Origin of the sequence: Gordonia alkaliphila (assembly GCF_039542465.1) — a bacterium.
GTDB classification, from domain to species: Bacteria; Actinomycetota; Actinomycetes; order Mycobacteriales; family Mycobacteriaceae; genus Gordonia; species Gordonia alkaliphila.
This window is the reverse complement of the sequence record NZ_BAABIE010000002.1, coordinates 150,541-168,203: the sequence shown is the minus strand read 5'-3', so window position 1 is coordinate 168,203 and position 17,663 is coordinate 150,541. Positions and strand designations below refer to the sequence as shown.

Annotated in this window: 9 protein-coding genes and 7 tRNA genes; 5 read left to right on the top strand and 11 right to left on the bottom strand. The window is 65.8% G+C overall.

What is annotated here, in order from left to right; genetic code table 11:
- Positions 1–3: 3 nt before the first annotated feature.
- From ABD989_RS02670 to ABD989_RS02640, 7 genes are all read right to left on the bottom strand, one after another.
- Complete coding sequence (locus ABD989_RS02670; protein ID WP_345312328.1) at positions 4–3,414, bottom strand: DUF499 family protein; 3,411 nt, start codon at positions 3,412–3,414, stop codon at positions 4–6.
- A gap of 133 nt (positions 3,415–3,547) precedes the next feature.
- The gene (locus tag ABD989_RS02665; protein WP_345312327.1) at positions 3,548–6,316 is read right to left on the bottom strand and encodes a DUF1156 domain-containing protein; all 2,769 of its coding nucleotides are present in this window, start codon (positions 6,314–6,316) and stop codon (positions 3,548–3,550) included.
- A 57-nt stretch (positions 6,317–6,373) separates the two neighbouring features.
- Entirely contained in the window at positions 6,374–9,847 is a 3,474-nt protein-coding gene (locus ABD989_RS02660; protein ID WP_345312326.1) for a helicase-related protein, read from the bottom strand.
- Positions 9,848–9,946: 99 nt separating this feature from the next.
- Complete coding sequence (locus ABD989_RS02655; RefSeq protein WP_345312325.1) at positions 9,947–11,182, bottom strand: esterase/lipase family protein; 1,236 nt, start codon at positions 11,180–11,182, stop codon at positions 9,947–9,949.
- 82 nt (positions 11,183–11,264) lie between these two features.
- A tRNA-Val gene (locus ABD989_RS02650) sits at positions 11,265–11,339 on the bottom strand.
- A 41-nt stretch (positions 11,340–11,380) separates the two neighbouring features.
- A tRNA-Cys gene (locus ABD989_RS02645) sits at positions 11,381–11,454 on the bottom strand.
- A gap of 50 nt (positions 11,455–11,504) precedes the next feature.
- A tRNA-Gly gene (locus ABD989_RS02640) sits at positions 11,505–11,577 on the bottom strand.
- Between the two features lie 472 nt (positions 11,578–12,049).
- On the opposite strand from ABD989_RS02640, the gene ABD989_RS02635 reads away from it, so the two are divergent.
- A complete protein-coding gene (locus ABD989_RS02635) occupies positions 12,050–13,453 on the top strand; it encodes an HNH endonuclease signature motif containing protein (protein ID WP_345312324.1) in 1,404 nt (467 codons plus the stop codon).
- A 305-nt stretch (positions 13,454–13,758) separates the two neighbouring features.
- On the opposite strand, the gene ABD989_RS02630 is transcribed toward ABD989_RS02635, so the two are convergent.
- From ABD989_RS02630 to ABD989_RS02620, 3 genes are all read right to left on the bottom strand, one after another.
- A tRNA-Val gene (locus ABD989_RS02630) sits at positions 13,759–13,833 on the bottom strand.
- 25 nt (positions 13,834–13,858) lie between these two features.
- Positions 13,859–13,932: transfer RNA gene (locus ABD989_RS02625), tRNA-Cys, on the bottom strand.
- Positions 13,933–13,987: 55 nt separating this feature from the next.
- Positions 13,988–14,060, bottom strand: a tRNA-Gly gene (locus ABD989_RS02620).
- A 265-nt stretch (positions 14,061–14,325) separates the two neighbouring features.
- Between ABD989_RS02620 and ABD989_RS02615 the strand changes: the two genes are divergently transcribed.
- Positions 14,326–14,397 (top strand) — tRNA-Val (locus ABD989_RS02615).
- 65 nt (positions 14,398–14,462) lie between these two features.
- Here ABD989_RS02615 and ABD989_RS02610 read toward each other — a convergent pair.
- Complete coding sequence (locus ABD989_RS02610; RefSeq protein ID WP_345312323.1) at positions 14,463–15,896, bottom strand: amidase; 1,434 nt, start codon at positions 15,894–15,896, stop codon at positions 14,463–14,465.
- A gap of 161 nt (positions 15,897–16,057) precedes the next feature.
- Here ABD989_RS02610 and ABD989_RS02605 point away from each other — a divergent pair, with 161 nt between their 5' ends.
- From ABD989_RS02605 to ABD989_RS02595, 3 genes are all read left to right on the top strand, one after another.
- On the top strand, positions 16,058–16,195 hold the full coding sequence (locus ABD989_RS02605; RefSeq protein ID WP_345312322.1) for a hypothetical protein: 138 nt from the start codon (positions 16,058–16,060) through the stop codon (positions 16,193–16,195).
- The gene (locus ABD989_RS02600; protein ID WP_345312321.1) at positions 16,188–16,916 is read left to right on the top strand and encodes a helix-turn-helix transcriptional regulator; all 729 of its coding nucleotides are present in this window, start codon (positions 16,188–16,190) and stop codon (positions 16,914–16,916) included. The genes ABD989_RS02605 and ABD989_RS02600 overlap by 8 nt, the downstream gene beginning before the upstream one ends.
- Before the next feature lie 197 nt (positions 16,917–17,113).
- Positions 17,114–17,614 (top strand): TIGR02611 family protein, encoded by a 501-nt coding sequence (locus tag ABD989_RS02595; RefSeq protein ID WP_345312320.1) that lies wholly within the window; start codon positions 17,114–17,116, stop codon positions 17,612–17,614.
- Positions 17,615–17,663: the final 49 nt, after the last annotated feature.

Sequence of the window (17,663 nt, the reverse complement as noted above, 5' to 3'; positions counted from 1 at the left end):
CGATCAGTCTTCCACGAACCCGGACTCCGTGAAGTGGAGGTTCGCAGCATTCTCGCTGATAGTTCGCTGAGTTCCGGTGTCGAATCCGTCGGGAGCGGTAGCGCTGATCTCGAGTCGGATGTCGACGTGCACTCCGGGCTTCGCCAAGTGTCGGAGCAGTTCCTGGTGGATCTCAGCGAAATCGCGTGCGGGGAGGTCCGAATCGAGAACGACAGACCCGAAATATCGACGATTGGGATCCGGCACTGGTGGCGGCGGAGTCGTGGTTCCGCCTGATCCGCCGCTGGCGCCTCCGTCTGAACCGGTATCGGTGCGGTGCTTGGTGCCACCCGAACCGGAGGATTCGCACTCTTCGTCCGAACCACCTCCAACCTCACCCGATTCCTTCTCGTACTGCTCTTCCGCGACCTTCGGCTTCACGATCAATGTCGCGTCGCTGATGTGGAGTGTGCCCTGATGGCTCGGCAAGTGAATGCCGCGGTACCGCTCGCTCTCAGCGTCCCAGGTCTCGGCAAACGCGAAGCCGTCCTGTAGCCATCCGATCAGGTCGTCTTTCACGGAATAGAGACCGTCGATCAGCACGTCCCGGTCGCGGAGTCGGGACAGGTATGGGTAGGTGGCGTAGTAGCGGTACAACTGGCCTACCTCGATGTGGCCGTCTTTCCACGCCTCGCTCAGTGGGCCGTCGAGATCCATCCGGATCAACGAGGACGATCGTGCCTGTTTGATCTCTTCCTTCAACCGGGTTGAGGTTCGGAGCAGGAGGTCGTTGTCGGCGCCGCCGGTGCTGGTGACCTCGAGCGAGAAGGTGCGGTCGCCTAGCGGTTGGACGGGGTAGATACCCCAGACGAACGTCTCGAGCAGCCGACTCTCCGCGATCTGATCGGCCTCGCCGCGGCGGGCTTTGGCCTGATTGGCCTGCTGACCGCCGAGGCCGAGAGATTCTTCATTCTCGACAACCCACGTCCACGCCAGATAGTCGCGGACGGCGGAGTCGAGTTCGGCGGCACGCTTCTCATCGGCGGAGAGGAACACCAGGGAGTTTTTGAAGATCCGGTTGGCGCTGCCGCGGCGTTCCAAGACGTCGCGCACCCACTTTCGGGCCGCAGTGTCCGTACCGCCCCGCGCCGAGTGGGCGTGGTTCATCGGCACCACCACGAGACGCGTCGCGGGGTCATCGGGTACGTCCTCGGACCCGTTGGGGCAGAGGTGGTAGCCGGTGAAGACGTGGTCTCCGGTGGAGCGGCGCAACGCCTCCAAGCGGCGTTGCACGTCCGCCCAGACGTCGGCCTCCGGGAGTTCTGCGGCGTGGTCGCGGGCAGCCCGAGTGGTGTTGGCCTGGGTGTCGTACCAGTAGCGGCCGCCGTCGGTGTACAGGTACGTCGATTCGTTGGCGAGCTTGTCGAGCGCCGAATGGAAGTTTCCGGGCACATCGCCGGGGAGTGCGGTGCCGAGGAAGATCCGCTTCTTCTCCGCGCCCTTGTGCGGGGTGTGCAGACCGGGGGTGGCATCCATGAACACCGTGCGTGCGAGGCGCTGCGCGGTGCCGCGCTGGCCGAACAGTTGGTGATCGTGATCCACTCGGTAGGGAACCGAATCCTGGCCGGCCACGTCGCTGTTGAGGATGGGTTTGAAGTTGTCCTCGAGGTATTTCGCCACTTCGGAGACCACGTCGGCGTCGGAGAGGGGAACGGTACCCGGCATCACCAAGGCCGCTGGGTCCTGGTCGCGCCAGAGGGTTCCCACCACACGGTTCATCATCTGCAGCACACCGCGGGTGCGCTGGAAACGGTCCAGCGTGGACCAGTCCTGATACAGGCGGTCGAAGAGTTCCGGGTGAATCGGATAGCACTGCTTGATGCGGTCGATATATCCCGGTTCGTGAGCTTCGCTGGGGAACTCGGAATGGTGCTTGCGGTAGTACTCGACGAGACTCTTCGCGATCACACTGATCTCGCTCATCGCGGCGGCGTCCGGCACCGAGAAGATGCGGCGCCGGACGATTTCGAAGCTCTCCTGGGCGTTCGCCGGTTGCCATTGATCGGCGGTGCGGCCGACCACGTTCTTCAGCCGAGCCAGTGCGACACGTCCGTGTTCACCGCCGACCTCCTCTTCGTTCACTTCGTCGGCGTCGCTGGGGTTGTTGGACGCCGGGATCGAGATCACCACCTGGATTCCGGCAGTGGCGCGGGCGGCTTCGGTGAGGGTCTGAGCGAAGGTGAACTGCGTGTCGAAGTCCCCGGCGGGAAGGCCGCTGGCGTTGACGAGTTGGCGGGCATACGCGACCCATTCGTCGATCAGGATCACGGCGGGCGAGTACAGCTCGAACAGTTCACGTAGCGAGGCGCCGGGGTTGGTCGAGGCTTGGTCCGCGGTGGCGATGATGTCGTACGCATCCTGGCCGCCGAGTTGCCAGGCCAACTCGCCCCACATCGTCCGGATGCCGGGCCGGCCGTCCGAGTGATCCACATTGGCCGGTTCCATCTGATTGCCGACCAGCGCGACCCGGCGGATCCCGACCGACTTCTTGACGTCATCCAGCGGTGCCGTCAGCTCGCCTACTTCGTCGCCGAAATCGGTGCTGGCGTGGTCAGAAGTCAGGTGCCAGAGGGCCAACATCGAGTGGGTCTTGCCGCCACCGAAGTTGGTTTGCAGGTTGATCACCGGGGACGCGTTGGCGTCGCCGTTCATACGAGCCACGTTGCGGCCGATGAGATCCCGCAGCCCCTCGGTGAGATAGGTGCGGGCGAAGAACTCTCGCGCGTCCGTGTACTCGGACTTGTGCCCACCGCTGCGCATGGCGACGGTGTACAGGTCGGCGGCGAATTCGGCGGCATTGAACTGATCGTTCTGCACGTCCGGGTGCGGGGCGAGAACCTCGCGCCACGGCGGCAGCCGGTCCGAGCCGATATTGAGCTTGGGGTTGTGACGCGCGGTATTGCTGTCCACGCGGTCATAGGTGACGCGGCGCAAGTCGTCGCGCGACTTGGCTACCTTTTCGGCCTCGCGGGGTGCACCGATCGCCAGCAGCAGACGGCTGGCGGTATCCAGTGCGCGTTGTGCGTCGTCGGACGTGAACGAGGCAGCGTGGGCGAAGTCGTTGCGCACTTCGAGGAGTTCGGTCGCGAGCCCGATGTCGGCCCGCGTGAGCCGGGTCTTGATCGGGTCCCACCCGCGGCGGTACCGGTACGGGACGTTGTCGGTGATCATCCGCAGGCTGTCGTAGGGATCCTCGGGATTGAAGTCCTTGTTCGCGCCGGGCCCGGTGCTCTTGACTGCCCGCAGAATGTCGATCCAACCGCCGTCGAAATCCTCTGGCAGTTCGGAACCGACGGTCTCGGTGAGGTAGGCGTTCAATGCCGGCCCCAGCAGGTCGAGTGCCTGGTGAATACGATCCCGATTACTCAGTGCCACAACTCATCTCCCCTGTACTCACAATATGATGTGCAGCACTGCGTGAGCCTAGTGGACGCGACTCTGGCGAGTAGCCCGAGTCGACGATCCGCGTGCACGCGCGCTGCCTGAATTCCGGCGCGAAGCCGGTCCGCTACAGCAGCGTTCCCTGTTGGGCTGCCGTCCGGGCGCCGCGAGCGATCTCCGACCACGCCGCACCGAGATTGTTGAAGTGATTCGCGAGTGCGGTCGATTTGCGGCCCTCGGCGATCGTGAACAGCAGACTGGCCAACTCGCGGCACAGTTCGCCGTCGACGGTGGATGGGACCTGCCCCAGGAGGACCGAGGCAGCGGGGACACCCTCCGCGGCCAGGACGCGGGTCAGGTGCATCACCACCTCCCATTCGCTGATCTGATCGTCGGCTGACGGATCGTAGTCGGCGGGCATATCGTCCGGGGCGATCAGTCCGACTTTGCCCCCGCCCTTGGTGAGGATGCCGGCGCGTTCGAGTGCGTCGAGCGAGATACCGCGCGCATTGGCGATGTTCTCGGCTTCGCCGAAGGTGCCGCTGGTGAAGCCGTACTGGCGGAACCAGGTGAGGGCGAAGCGGGTCGGTGCGTCGAAGTCGTTCTCCAGCTCGCCCAGCACCTCGTCGAGGATCGCGTTGATGCGCTGGAGAGCGGTGCGCACGGTCATCTTGGATCCGTCGTCCTCGAGTACTCCGCTGTATCGGGAGAAGACCGCCATTCCCGGGCCGATCGCAGCCTGGGGAAGATCGACGGGAGCGATCGCTCCCTGTTGGAGTTCGCGCAGCTTGTCCGGGAGTTCCGCGCGTAGTGCGGCGAGGAAGCCGCGACGGTCGGTGCGGGGCGCGCCGTCGGGCCGAGGGCGGAGTGCCAGGACGATCGACGAAGCAAGAGCGTTGGTGCCTTGGCTGAGCATGCGATTGCTGAGCTCGGATCGCATCGGCCAGGTGGCGGTGATCTGCCAGCCCGAACGAATCATGCCTTCGAGGAGTGTTTCCCAACCGGTGGAGGCCTGCCCGTCCTTCGAGGCGTCCTGCTGCTTGAACGCGTAGTAGACGGTGATCGGAAACTCCGGGTAGGCGTGCTTCCGCGCGGTGGCGAAGACTTCGCGGAAACCGTCCTCGAAGAACTGGTGAGCGCCGTCCTTCCCGCCGTGGCGGTAGGGGTTGGCTACCAGCTCTTCGGCTTTGGGGACCAGCATGGTCGAGAGGATCGACGGATGGACGTCGCCGAGCGAGCGTCGGAGCCAGACATAGAAGAAGTCGGAGAGGTCCGAATAGCCGATGTTGTCGTAGTACGGCGGGTCCGTTGACAGCAGGGCTGGTTGCTTCACGCTAGATGTGGCAGACGCTTGTGCGACGCTCGCGTAAGTACGTGCAGTGGCTGATTCGAGAGTCTCGATCGGCCAACCGAGTTGACTAGCGAAGCTACCCGTTGAACTAGAAAACACGTTGGTTTCCGCGAAGTCCCAATTCATAGGAAGGGCTTGCCGACTGAAAGTATTGCGAATCTTCGATGCTGAACTGTCCCAGCTGGCAATGCTCGACGAGCGGTCGGCGGTTCTACTGACAACGACGCCTAGGTACGTGGATGCCGCGTCGGCGTAAGCGGCAGCGCCAGTGCCGCCGTCGGCCAATCGGTCGCCGAGGGGCATCCCGGCGGCGAGGGCGTCGCGCTGGATGAGGTCGCGGGCCTCGTCGACGAGGTCGCTGAAGGTGGTGAGTGCGGTCAGCTGACGCGGAGTGAAGAGGTCTGCAAACTCCGTCAGGCCGTAGCGAACGACGTTGATCCGCCCGGGCCAGTCGAACAAGGTCCCGGCAGGTGATGATTGAGGGTGTGGCACATCTGCAGCGGCTTCGTCTGTGTCCGTCGGGGCGAGATAGATGCGGCGGCGGTTGCCCTCGGCGACGGTGGCCATCAACTGCGCACCCATGCGTCCGGCTTGGCCTTCGGCGCGGATGTACTTGAGTTCCACCGCGGCCGCGCAACGGATACAGGTGGCGCCGGTGCGGCCAACCGTTCCGTCGTTGTCCTTAGTCGGCGCGTGCGCGAGGTCGTGGCCGATCTCGTAGCGGACTGTCTTGCCGTCGACCACCGGGACGACGTAGGCCTCTTTGCCCTTCTTCTTGCCGAGCCACCACGAGCGGACCAGCGGCATGGCGATGCGGCATTCAGGGTTGGGGCAGGTCACCGTTCGCGCCCAGATCCACGCGATCACCGTGGCCTCGCTGCCATCGGGCAGCACGGCCTTCGGGTAGAGATGGCCGATTCGCTGCTCGGCTTCGTCACGCATCCACTGTCCGTAGCGGCGTACATCTTCCGCGAGCCCGGTGGCCCGCGGCCAGTCCTGAATCGTTTCTGCGGCGGCTCCGGGAAACACCGGAGCTTGGCCAGCGAACTTCGGCGGGATCTCGATCAGCGCCTTGTTGATGAGGACCGCCACCGGATTCAGGTCGGAGGCGTGTGCCTCCAATCCGAGGCGCTGGGCCTCCAGGGGAATAGTGCCGCCGCCGGCGAACGGATCAAGAATCGGCGGAGGATTGCCGTCCGTCGATTCCAGGATCTTCCGGTGGGCTTCAGCGAGCAGGTTCTCGTCGTTCGAGTTCTCCCAGACCACCAGGCGTTCGATGAGGTCGAAGAGCCGTTTGCGTTCAGCGTTCTGCTCGTCCTCGGTGGGGTAGAGATCGGGGCGGCTCGCGGGATCGTCCACAAGCTGGGAGAACAGCACTGCGCGTGCGGCGGCCAGCGGGCGTCGTGCCCACCAGAGATGCAGGGTGGAGGGGTGTCCGTGCCGGATGGACTTCTCACGCGCCGACTCCTGATTGATCTTCTGCAGCGGGATGCTGACTTCGATCAGCTTGCGCCGAGGTACATCATGTTGTGCGTAACCGGTCATGGGAATCCTTGCTGTGAGGGGCAGCGACTGCCTGCCGCCGGAGGAGATGGAGCGTGGTCAGTGGGGCGGCAGGGCTTGCTGCCAGGCCTGTCGGAAGTTCAGTTCGACGCCGGAGACGGCGGCGCTGCCGAGTTGCGTGGTGCGGAAGTAGTCGGTGAGGTAGCGGACCTCGTCGTATTGCGGCCCGTCCGGACTCACCGTCACCAGCGCCAGGCGGTGGTTGACGCCGGTGTTCTGGGCGTGCAGCACCTGGTTGTAGCTGACGTGCACTGTCTCGCCGCCTTCGAGGCGGCCCTTGACCTCCAGGAAGATCGCCGGTGGGCGCTCGCCGTCGGTGTTCAGTGGCGGCTCGGAGATCACGTCGTAGCCGACGTTGTTGTGCGGCATCTCTTCCGGCACGCGGCCGAGGGCACGTTCAGCGGCGAGGACGGCGGCGACTGCCCGTCGGTCGGTACTCGCGGTGTCACGGGCGCGGTCGGCGATCGCATCGTTGCCGACTCCTGCCGGGACCACGAGCATCGCTGCGCGCAGTGCGGGTGGCTTCGCCGAGAGCGAAGCATCCCGCGCGAGCTCTGCGGTTCGCCGATCTAAACGCACGTTGAGCTCGCGGGCGAGTTCGGTCAATCGTTCCGGACTCTGCCGTCGCTTACGTCCACCGCCGGCGTCTCGCTCCTCCCGCAAGCGCGAAGCGGTGGAGTGCAAGTGATTGATCTGCTCCACCAGCCGGGATCGCACCGCGTCTTGCGTCTTCTCGATGGTCGGCAACAGTCGCTCCCGCACCTCTCGCAAGTGTGTGGGCTGGGCTCGGGTGGCTGCCCAGTCGGTGGCGAGGCGCTCGAAGTCAGTGGTCACGCTGCGGCCAACTGTGTTGGCGAGATCGTCGGGAAGCGGAGCGAGGTCGAGATGCGGTGCTGGGCCCGCATCGCTCACCGTTCCATCGGCGTCGATCCGAACGAACGCGAAGCGACGCGAGACGACGGTTCCGTGGCCGTCGACCACCTCGCCGGTCATTGCGACGATCACGTACGGCTCGCCGCCGGGGTCGTTGGGATCGAACAGGACTGCACCCGTGTCGAGGGCCACACTGCCGGAATCAACGATGGTCGCCAGCAGTTCGTCCATCAGCGGGTGGCCCGGCGCGAGGAGTTCGGCGCGGATCGTGCCGGGAACCGCTGCCGGGTCGAAGGTGACGCGCTCATAGGCGCGGGTCACCGGGCGGCCGGCGTGCGACTTACGGGTGTCCCGTTGCCGGAGCGCAGCGGGAACATTGCTGATCTGGAAGCGGGACTTCTCGCGCTTGATCAACCGGCCACCGACGCGATGGAAGCCCTCGGTGAAGAACTGCTCGATGTAATACGGCTGTAGTCGGCGAGCATTGGCCTCGTCCATCTGTCGGCGCAGGCGATCGAGCTGCGTTTGGCTGAGGGTTTCGTGGGCCAGTGCTCGCTCGTCGATGAGGGTCTGGCAGCCTTGCGCCACTTGAGCGTTCACGACCTGCTCGATCTCCTCGAGACGCTGCGGATCGTCGCCGTAGAGGATGGCCTTCCACAGCAGGTCGCGCAGCGGTTCACCGGCGAAGGCGTCGCCGAGGACGTCGAACAGCTTGCCGCCGTACGCGATTCGCTGCTGCTCCATCTTCTCGAGGAGACGGGCGTAGACCTGCCCCTCGCGCGTCTCGTCGGCGACGATGTTCCAGAGTCGGCACACATTGCGCTGCCCGATCCGGTGAATACGACCGAAGCGCTGCTCGATGCGGTTGGGGTTCCACGGCAGGTCGTAGTTGATCATCAAATGTGCGGCCTGAAGGTTGAGGCCTTCACCGGCGGCGTCGGTGGCGACGAGAATCTGTCGCTCCGGCTCGTTGGTGAACTGCTCGCGGACAGTGATGCGTTCGGTCCGCGAGGTTCCGCCGTGGATAGTCAGTACGGCGGCGTCGGTGCCGATCACATTCCGCAACTGTCGGGCGAGGTAGTCGAGGGTGTCGCGGTGTTCGGTGAAGATGATGAGTTTGCGGGGACGTCCGTCGCCGTCGCGGAGCAGGTTGCGGTCGGTGAGAAGGCTGCGGAGCTGCCCCCACTTGCGGTCGATCCCTCGGCGTCGTACGTCGGTGGCGAGGGTGACCAGGTCGTTGAGGTGGGCGATCTCGGTGTCGAGTTCAGCGACGGTGCGGGCGGCCGTCGCGGCGTCCACCACCTGCTCTTCGATCTGCTCGTACTCCTCGGCGGAGTACTCATCCGGATCGTCGTAATCCTCGGGAGCGCCGATCCGCCGAACCTCGTCGTCGACGGTGGCTCGGCCCAGCTTGATGTCGTCGCGCTTGAGGGTGAGTCGATCGCGACGCCGTTCGAGGCTGCGTAGGACCGCGTGGGTGCTGGAGGCGAGCCGGCGTTGAAGGACAGTCAATGCGAAGCCGACGGTACGGCGTCGCGGAGAGTCGCCGTCCTCGCTGACCCGGTTCATCTCGTTGCGGACGTAGTGGGTCACCGCTTCGTAGAGGTTCTGCTCCTCCGGTGAAAGCTTGTACGGAACCGTCTCTGCGATGCGTTCAGGGAACAGATTGCGGCCCTCGAACGTGAGAAGTTCTTCCTTGACCATGCGCCGCATGAGCCCGGAGGTATCGGCGACGGCGCCGGATGTGGGGCGCCCGGCGAAGCGGTCCTCGTCGAGCAGCGACAGGAAGAGCTGGAAGTTCTCCTCATTGCCGGCGTGCGGTGTGGCCGTCATCAAGAGGAGATTGCGCGTTATCTGTCCCAGCAGTCGGCCGAGCTTGAAGCGATGTGTCTCGTGGAGATCCCCCGCGGGTCCGTGCCAACTTGCGGACATGCGGTGGGCCTCGTCGACCACGATCAAGTCCCAGTCGGACTCTTCGAGGTGGGCGAGCAGATCGGGGTTCCGGGCCAGCTGATCCATGCGGGCGATCATCATCGGGTTGTGCGGGAACGGATCGCCGTGCGGGCTCGCCGCAACCAGCTCGCGACTGAGGATGGTGGCCTGAATGGAGAACTTGGTGAACAGCTCGTCCTGCCACTGCTCGACGAGGCCGCCCGGAGCGACGATCAGCATGCGCGTCAGGTCGCCGCGCAGCAGCAGTTCCTTCGCGTACAGCCCGGCCATGATCGTCTTGCCCGCGCCGGGGTCGTCGGCGAGCAGGAAGCGCAGGGGAGTCCGGGGTAGGAGTTCGCCGTACACGGCACGGAGTTGGTGGGGCAGCGGTGAGATGTCGCTGGTGGACACGGCGACCAGCGGGTCGCCGACGCCGGCCATCGAGATACGGAGGGCCTCGGTCGCAAGACGGAACTCGATCGGGTCGGCGGTGAACGTCCACGTGCGTTCCTGCGGTGTGCTGATCGAAATGTGCGGGAGGTCGTCCGCGTAGAGCATCTCCTCGCGAAAGGCGCCGTCTTCGTCGCGAAGGATCACCGTTGCCGCGTCGGCGCCGTGGAGGGTGCGCGAGATCAACGTGACCGGGTGTGGCCACCGCCCAGTCAGGATCGTGTTGGGTTGCAACGCTTCAAGATTGGCGATCGCCACGGTGACTCCCTCCCTGCCAGCTTCACACCATATTGTGCGTCATCGCGGATGCGTGTCGGTACGGGGAGGTCCGCGTCGTGGTTGGTCAGTCGCGGTTGGTCAGTCGGGGGCGATCCAGGAGACGAGTTGGCGGGCCACCTCGGGGTCGTTCAGCAGGGTCATGTGGTGCGCGCCGGCGCGGTGGAAGCCGTGGGCCGGGTCGAAGCCGAGGTTGCGGGTGCGGTTGCGCCCACCGGCGCTGTGGTGCAGGACCAGGCCGTCGCCGAGCGACCGGCTGAGCAGGTTGCGGGGGTTGCGCGCCAGGGTGGCCCAGACGAAGTAGTGGTCCGCGCCCGGCAGGAGCGGGACGTCGGCGGCGACGGCTGCGGCGAGGCTGTCCGGATCTCTGTCGAGCCAGTCGTCGTCGAGCAACGACCCCGCCCGCAGATCGCGGATTCCGGCGGAACGACGACGCAGCAGCCGACCGAGGGCGTCGGTCTCCGGCTGGGTCGTCAGGGCGGCACTCGCATGGTGCGCCAGTTGCTCCAGAGGGGCGCCCAGGTGCGGTGTGCCGAGGCTGATGGCGGTGCGGACCTTGTCCGGCCACAGATGGCCGGCCTGACGACCGTGGTGGGCGGCGCTGCGGGCCACCAGTCCGCCCATCGAGTGGCCTATGAGGGTGAGGCCGTCGACGTCGACGGGCCAGAAGCGGACCAGGTCGTCGAGCAGTTCGGCGAGATCGTGGCCGTTGGTCGAGATCCGGCGGCCGGTGTTGTAGCGGACGAACACGTTGGTGACGCCGCGGTTGGTCAGGTGCAGTTCGTACGGGGCGCTCGTGCGCTGACCGAGTCGCCACGCGTGCTCGGTTTCCACCAGGCCGTGCAGATAGACGGCGATGCGGCGGGTCGGGCGGGGGAAGGCGTGCGCGAGGCCCGCGGCGTCCGGGGTCACCGGACGGCCTGCGACGCGCACCGAGAGGTTGTTGGCGGCCAGCGTCGACTGCTTGGCATCGAGTTCGTCGCCGATGAGGCCGTGGACCACCCCGATGATCCCGGCGCCGCGGGTGCTGGTCGAGGGCGGCGTGGACAGGGGGAGATCGGCCCACCGGCCGCCGAGCCGGGCGGCGGTGGTCACGGTGGCGTCGATGGTCCGGTAGATGCCGTCGGTGATCGGGTCGTGCACACGCTGGATATGAGTTGCCGTCGGCCCGACGCCGCGGCGAGCTACAGCGAAGACGCGATCGGAGATTGCCCGGTGCGTCCGGTGCACCCCGGCGGCGGCCTGGGCGGCCTCGGTGAGGCCGAGCTCGGTGAGTGCGCGGACTTCTGCGCGGCGTTGGTCGGCGGCGTCGATCATGAATCTCAGCGTACGCCTGTGCACTGAAAGGTTGAGGGGGAGTGACGACGAAGGCCCGGACAGATGTCCGGGCCTTCGTTTCTGGTGCGCAATACTGGGATTGAACCAGTGACCTCTTCCGTGTCAGGGAAGCGCTCTCCCACTGAGCTAATCGCGCGGGATCTGTGCAGTTGTGCTGAGGCAGATTCTACTGCTTAGTGGAGGTGGCGACGGGAATCGAACCCGTGTGCACGGCTTTGCAGGCCGTTGCCTCACCACTCGGCCACGCCACCAAGTGCGAGAAAGGATTGCTCGATCCTCGCTGCGAAGAAATCTCGCTCCGAGCGGATGACGGGATTCGAACCCGCGACCCTCACCTTGGCAAGGTGATGCGCTACCAGCTGCGCCACATCCGCATGTCGGTGAACGGTCTTGTGAACCTTGTTGCTCACCGGCGAGAACAAACACTAGCGGGGCGATGTCCGCAAAAGCAAACCGGGGTTCGGTGGCGTGAGTTCAATCTCTCTGAACTGGGAAAACGGGTCCGGAAGGGTCGGAGGCCGGCCGGGATCGCTGACTCGGCCGCGGGCGCTCAGCGTGACGGCGGGGACCGAGGGGGGCTGCGATTATGAGCAAAGTCACGCGGCGCCCGGGGGTGGGCGGAGGTTGCGCTGTCATATACGAGGCCTCCTTGGTCAATATGACCAAGGAGGGTCCGCCGGTGACAGTGAACTGGGCCGTCGGGGTCTCGGATCCCAGATTGTCGTAGGTCGGCGGTACCTTCTCCTTACGAACTGATGTTCGATGTGTTGAGTGGTCGCTTCTTCACGAGAGACGTGACTCGCCCAGCGCAAACGCTGTCTTCTCGCTACCCCGGAGAGGTCCGATATGGACGCAGCAGTACTGACCGATTTCACCGATCTGTTGTCGGACGACCTGACCGTCGGTGTCGCTACCGGCACCGAATCGGCGGGCGGCCTCGCACATTTCTTGGCCCATCTGCGGGCGGTGACCGACGACCGGGAACTTTTGGCGCTCGCCGCCGCGTTCTTGCGGCTGCGGAACGTGGTCGACCACGGTCTGGCTGCGTTGTGTGCGGGGATTGAGGGCGTGGGGCTGCCCGCTCGGAAGCACGTGCGGTCGGGGGCGGCGATCCTGACCGCACTCGATGCCGCGCCCGCGGTGGCGTATCGGGCCGCCCGCCTGGCGAAGGCGATGACCGACGAGGGCTCGGGGCCGGTGACGCGCGGCATGCGGGACGGTGCGCTGTCGGCGGAGAAGGCCGATGCGGTGGTGACCGGACTGGCGCACGTCACCGATCGCGTGGACCTGTCCGCGGAGAAGCGGGCCAGGGTGGTCAGCTCGCTGTTGGTGCAGACGACGCCGGCGCTGGTGAAGGAGAAGGCGCGGGCGTTGGCCATCAAGTTTGCGCCCGCCGATCCCGCCGCGTCCGGGCAGGTGCCTGTAGCTGAACGCGATGACCTCAACGAGATGACGATGGACCGCACCGATGACGGCCGGTTGGCGGTGACGCTGGATCTCGATGCGCTCGCCGCGGAGGAACTGTGGGCGGCGCTGGATCCGCTGACGCGGCCGGTTCCCGAGCCGGATGGGTCGGAGGATAAGCGGTCGGCGAAGCGGCGGCGAGCTGACGCCATGACGCAGGTGGTGCGGACCTATCTGTCGCATTCGGACCGGCCGGAGTCCGGGGGAGTACTGCCGCACGTCACGCTGTCGGTGCCTGCCGCGGTGATCGTGAACGGGCAATCGATCGATTCGGCGGCGGGTGTCGGGCCGGGTCGGGTGGTGCGGATTCCGTTCTCCGACGTGGAGGCGCAGGTGCCGTGGCTCGGGTTCGCCGGGCCGATCTCGGCGCGGACGGCGGAGTTGATCATGTGTGAGGCGTCCGTCGCGGTGGCGTTGCTGGATGGCGAGGGTGTGCCGCTCAACGTGGGTCGCGAGAAGCGGCTGTTCACTCCGGGGATCAGGAAGGCGCTGGTGCTGCGCGACCGCGGGTGTGCGTTCCCGGGGTGCGGGCTACCGCCGTCATGGTGCGACGCCCACCACGCGGAGCATTGGGAGCACGGTGGCCAGACCTGCTTGGACAACGGTGTGCTGCTGTGCCGTCGTCATCACATGCTGATTCATCACAGCGGGTGGGAGGTGTTCATCGGGCACGACCGGCGCCCGTGGTTCGTCCCGCCGGCGGATCCGGATCATCCACGTCGTCGACGAGAGGCGATTCCGTCGAACGCCAGGCGCACGTTGACGTTGTTGCCCGGTGCGGCCTGACCGCTGCCGGTGTTGAGTCGCGCATAACGAACTGAAAGTCCCTGTCCGCCAACGAGGCTCGTCATCGGCATGATCGGCTGCTGATCGGCGAGATAGCTGCACCTGAACAATCTGAATGACGTGCCGGAAGCCGCGCTTCCGACGCGATGCGTTGTTTGAGAAGTCCATAGCGAAGAAGGGGCCCGCGCCGCGGGATCGCCACGGGAAGGCGGCGGCGCGGGCTCGGCAGGCCTTCGATGCCCAGTGGCATCGACGTCTGGAAAACGAAATCGAGGCCCGGCGGGTGCCGGACCTCGATCTCGAAGTGGTGCGCAATACTGGGATTGAACCAGTGACCTCTTCCGTGTCAGGGAAGCGCTCTCCCACTGAGCTAATCGCGCGGGATTGATGAAGTTGTCCTCCAACTGGAGGTGACGACGGGAATCGAACCCGTGTACACGGCTTTGCAGGCCGTTGCCTCACCACTCGGCCACGTCACCACGGTTCTTTCACCGTACGGGCACGATCTCGCAGAGCGAGACGTGCTCGCTGTCGAGCGGATGACGGGATTCGAACCCGCGACCCTCACCTTGGCAAGGTGATGCGCTACCAGCTGCGCCACATCCGCACGCTGGTGAACTTCGTCTTGTGGACTGCTGCTCACCAACGGAACAGAACATTAATCACCCCACCGTCGGTTACACAAATCGTGTGGTCAGCGACTTACACGCATGTGTTTTTGCAGCGTGATCGCCGATCGACGAGCGAACTGCCGCGATACCGCTGCGAAACAGGCCCGCAAAACCTGGCGTCAGCACGGGATTTGGCGGCCGGTGGATCGGTGTGTAATCTCGTTCCTCGTGTGAAGGAGTCAAACCCGGAACGCGCAACACGGTCCCGTGGCTCAGTGGAAGAGCGTCCCGTTCACACCGGGAAGGTCGCTGGTTCGATCCCAGCCGGGACCACAAGAAAACCCCCTGCTTAGGCAGGGGGTTTTGGCGTTATGCGTCGGCTGTGCCGGGCGCCCCGGTCAGATCCTGTCTAGTGTCGGGTGGATCGAATTCCAGTTCATCGTCTTCTCGGCTGCGGATGCCAGCCGGAAGACGGTGAGGTCGTCGTAGGCTGGCCCGACCAGCTGGACGCCGGTCGGCACACCCGTCGACGGCGAGAATCCGGACGGCACCGAGGCGACGGGCAGCATGCTGAGCAGGTTGAACGGGTAGGTCATCGCCCAGCTCAGGTAGGCTGGCGCGGGGCGCCCGTCGATGGTGAACGAATCGCTGTCGTAGTCATGATCGGCCGCCACCGAGGGGACGGCGAGGGTGGGGGCGATCACTGCGTCGTAGGAATCGAAGACGCCACGGATGGCCGTGTACATCTCGGCCCGCGTGACGTTCACGTCGTAGAACTCCTTCAGGCTGCGCCGCGAACCGCTCTCGATCAGCTTCACCACGAACGGATCCAGGTCATCGCGATGGTCGGTCAGCTGATCGCCCGCCAGGGACCAGAAGAGGCCCTCCCAATTGACGAGCCAGGCTTCGAACGCGCTCTCATCCCAGTCCAGCGACACCTCGTCGACGACGCAGCCGAGTCCTTCGAGCGTGGCAGCGAAGGCTTCGGTGTTGGCTCGTACCTCGGCGGACACGTCGAAGTAGCCCAGATCCATCGACAGCGCGACGCGCATACCCTCGACCGGTGCGAATGAGTCAGGCAGCAGGAGCGACTCGCGGAGGGTGTGCGGATCGTCGGGGTGGAGCCCGGACATGACGTTCTGCATCAGGGCGGCGTCGGCAACGCTGCGGGTCAGCGGACCATAGTGCAGCACCCGCTCGCTGGGATGTTCCCGGTCGGTGGGGTTGCGCCCGAACGGCGCCTTGTAGCCGACGACACCCGACGCCGAGGCCGGAATGCGGATGGAGCCGCCGCCGTCGCTGCCGTCGGCGATGGTCGTCAGGCCGGCGGCCACGGCCGCACCCGCGCCGCCGGAGGAGCCGCCGGGGCTGAACTCCGGATTCCAGGGGTTGCGCGTGACGCCCCACAGCGGGCTGTGCGTGACGCCGGCGTGCGCCTGCTCGGGCGTCGTGGTCCGGCAGTGCATGATGGCGCCGCCGTCCAGGAGCCGCTGGACCGCCGGGGCGGTCTGGTCCGGGCGGAAGTCGGCGAAGACGCGGGAGCCGTAGGTGGTGATCTCGCCCTTGACGGAGTGCCAGTCCTTGATGGCGCACGGAATGCCTTCGAGTGGGCGTGCCGATTCGGGATCGGTGGCGTAGACCTTCTCGGCTTCGGCCGCCTGCTTCAGTGTGCGGTCGAAGTAGTCGTAGGTGATGCAGTTCAGCGTCGGATTCCAGGCCTCGGCCTGGGTGATCACTGCCCGCATCAGTTCCACCGGGGACAGGCTGCGGTCGCGGAAGCGCTGGATCGCTTCGGTGGCCGTCAGATAGGCGAGTTCGGTGCGGCTGGACATGGTCGCACTCCTAGGGGTTGATGGTGTGGTGTGCGCCACTGTGGTCGAGGTCGGTCGCGTCCCACATCGGTCATATGACGTAGCCCACAACAGTGAAGTGATTGATAGGTTTGGCACGGTCGGGAGTGGCGCGAGGGCGCAAATGAAAGTGGGTGTTCCGGATGCAACGTGACCAGGTTCGTGCGATCAGCGAGATCGCGTCGACGGTCACCGAAGTGCTGCACCACGATGCGCAGGTGGCTGCGCTGATCGCCCCCTTGCAGCGACTCACCGGCTGCGATGCCAATGCGGATGCGTGATTTCGGCTCGAGTTTCTATCACACGCAGGTGTATGAGAAGTTCCTTCATCCGGCCGGGTACCGGGAGGGCGTCACCCTCGTGCTGCGGGGCGCCGGGCACCAGGTTTCCGGCCTCCTGACGATGAACTTCGATCACGCTCAGAAAGCTGATGATCAGGTGCGCGACGGGCTCGACCTGGTTGCGGGCGCACTCGGCCGCCTGTGTGGCCACTCGACGGAGCCGCGGTGGCTCGCGCGCCGGCTGGACCCGTCGGCGGCTGCCTTTATCGTCGACGCGAGCGGTGCCAGCGTCCAGGTCCACCCGGAGACTGACGAGTCGACGGAACCGGTCGTACCGCAACCTGAGGCGATCGCGGCCGCTCGGGCGCTGCTGCACGGCGGGGCGGGTCACGGGCGTGAACTCCGGGGCTACGTGCAGGCGCACGCCGGTTGGCAGCGGGTGCACGTGGTGATCACCGTGGCCGGCGGGCAACGTATGGCTCTGCTACTGGTGCAGCCCGGTTCGGTGCCCTCCGGCCTCACCAGACGTGAACTAGACGTCCTGACGCTGATCGCTATGGGGGCGACCAACAAGGAGATCGGATACCGCCTGGGCGTGAGTGCACGGACCGTAGGGGCGCACGTGGCCAACCTCATCGGCAAGACAGGCCTGGACAATCGCACGTCCCTGGCCGCGTGCGCGGTGCGCGACGGCCTACTCCGGATCGGGCTGCTCCTCTGAGCGCACGGGATCGAAGAGGCGGACTCCGAGGCGCCTATTGAGCCGCGGATCCATCGGTGCCCAGTGCCGCTGACGACGATGGGGACAGCCGATCGGCAGGACCAACAGCCCGACGGATTTGGGCGCTTCGGGCAGAATGGCGACGGTGGGTTTTCCGGCGCAGACGGGCCCGTGAAAGAAGAAGTGCGGGGGAGTCGATGAGCGCAGAGTCGCCACTGGAGACGGACGCATCGGTGAACCAGGCGGAGGCGCCGGTGCGGCCCCGTCGTCGATCGACCTCCCGTCGTCTACGGATCAAGATCCGGTTCCGGCAGGAGCGCTACAAGATGCGCCTGAACCCGCACTGGAACCGCACCTATCGTGCCGGGGTCGGTGCGGTCGGCACCTTGATGATCCTGTGCGGCGCCCTCCTGGTGCCGCTGCCCACGCCCGGCTTCGGATGGATCCTGATCTTCCTCGGCCTGGCCGTCCTGTCGTCGGAATTCGTCTGGGCACAGCGGCTCAGCCACTGGGTGCGCCGCGGTTACGACTGGGTGCGGCACCACTACAACCGCCTCAGCCTGCCGGCGAAGATCATCGCGATCGTGGTGCTGGTGGTGCTCATCCTGGTGTTCCTCTGGCTGTTCGGGATTGTCGGTACCGCAGCGTCGTGGGTCGGCGTGGATCAGGACTGGCTGCGCGGGCCGATCATGGGCTGACGCCCCGGCTCTGCCCGGCGGCCGGGCTGCGGCGCGCCGCGCATGGCGG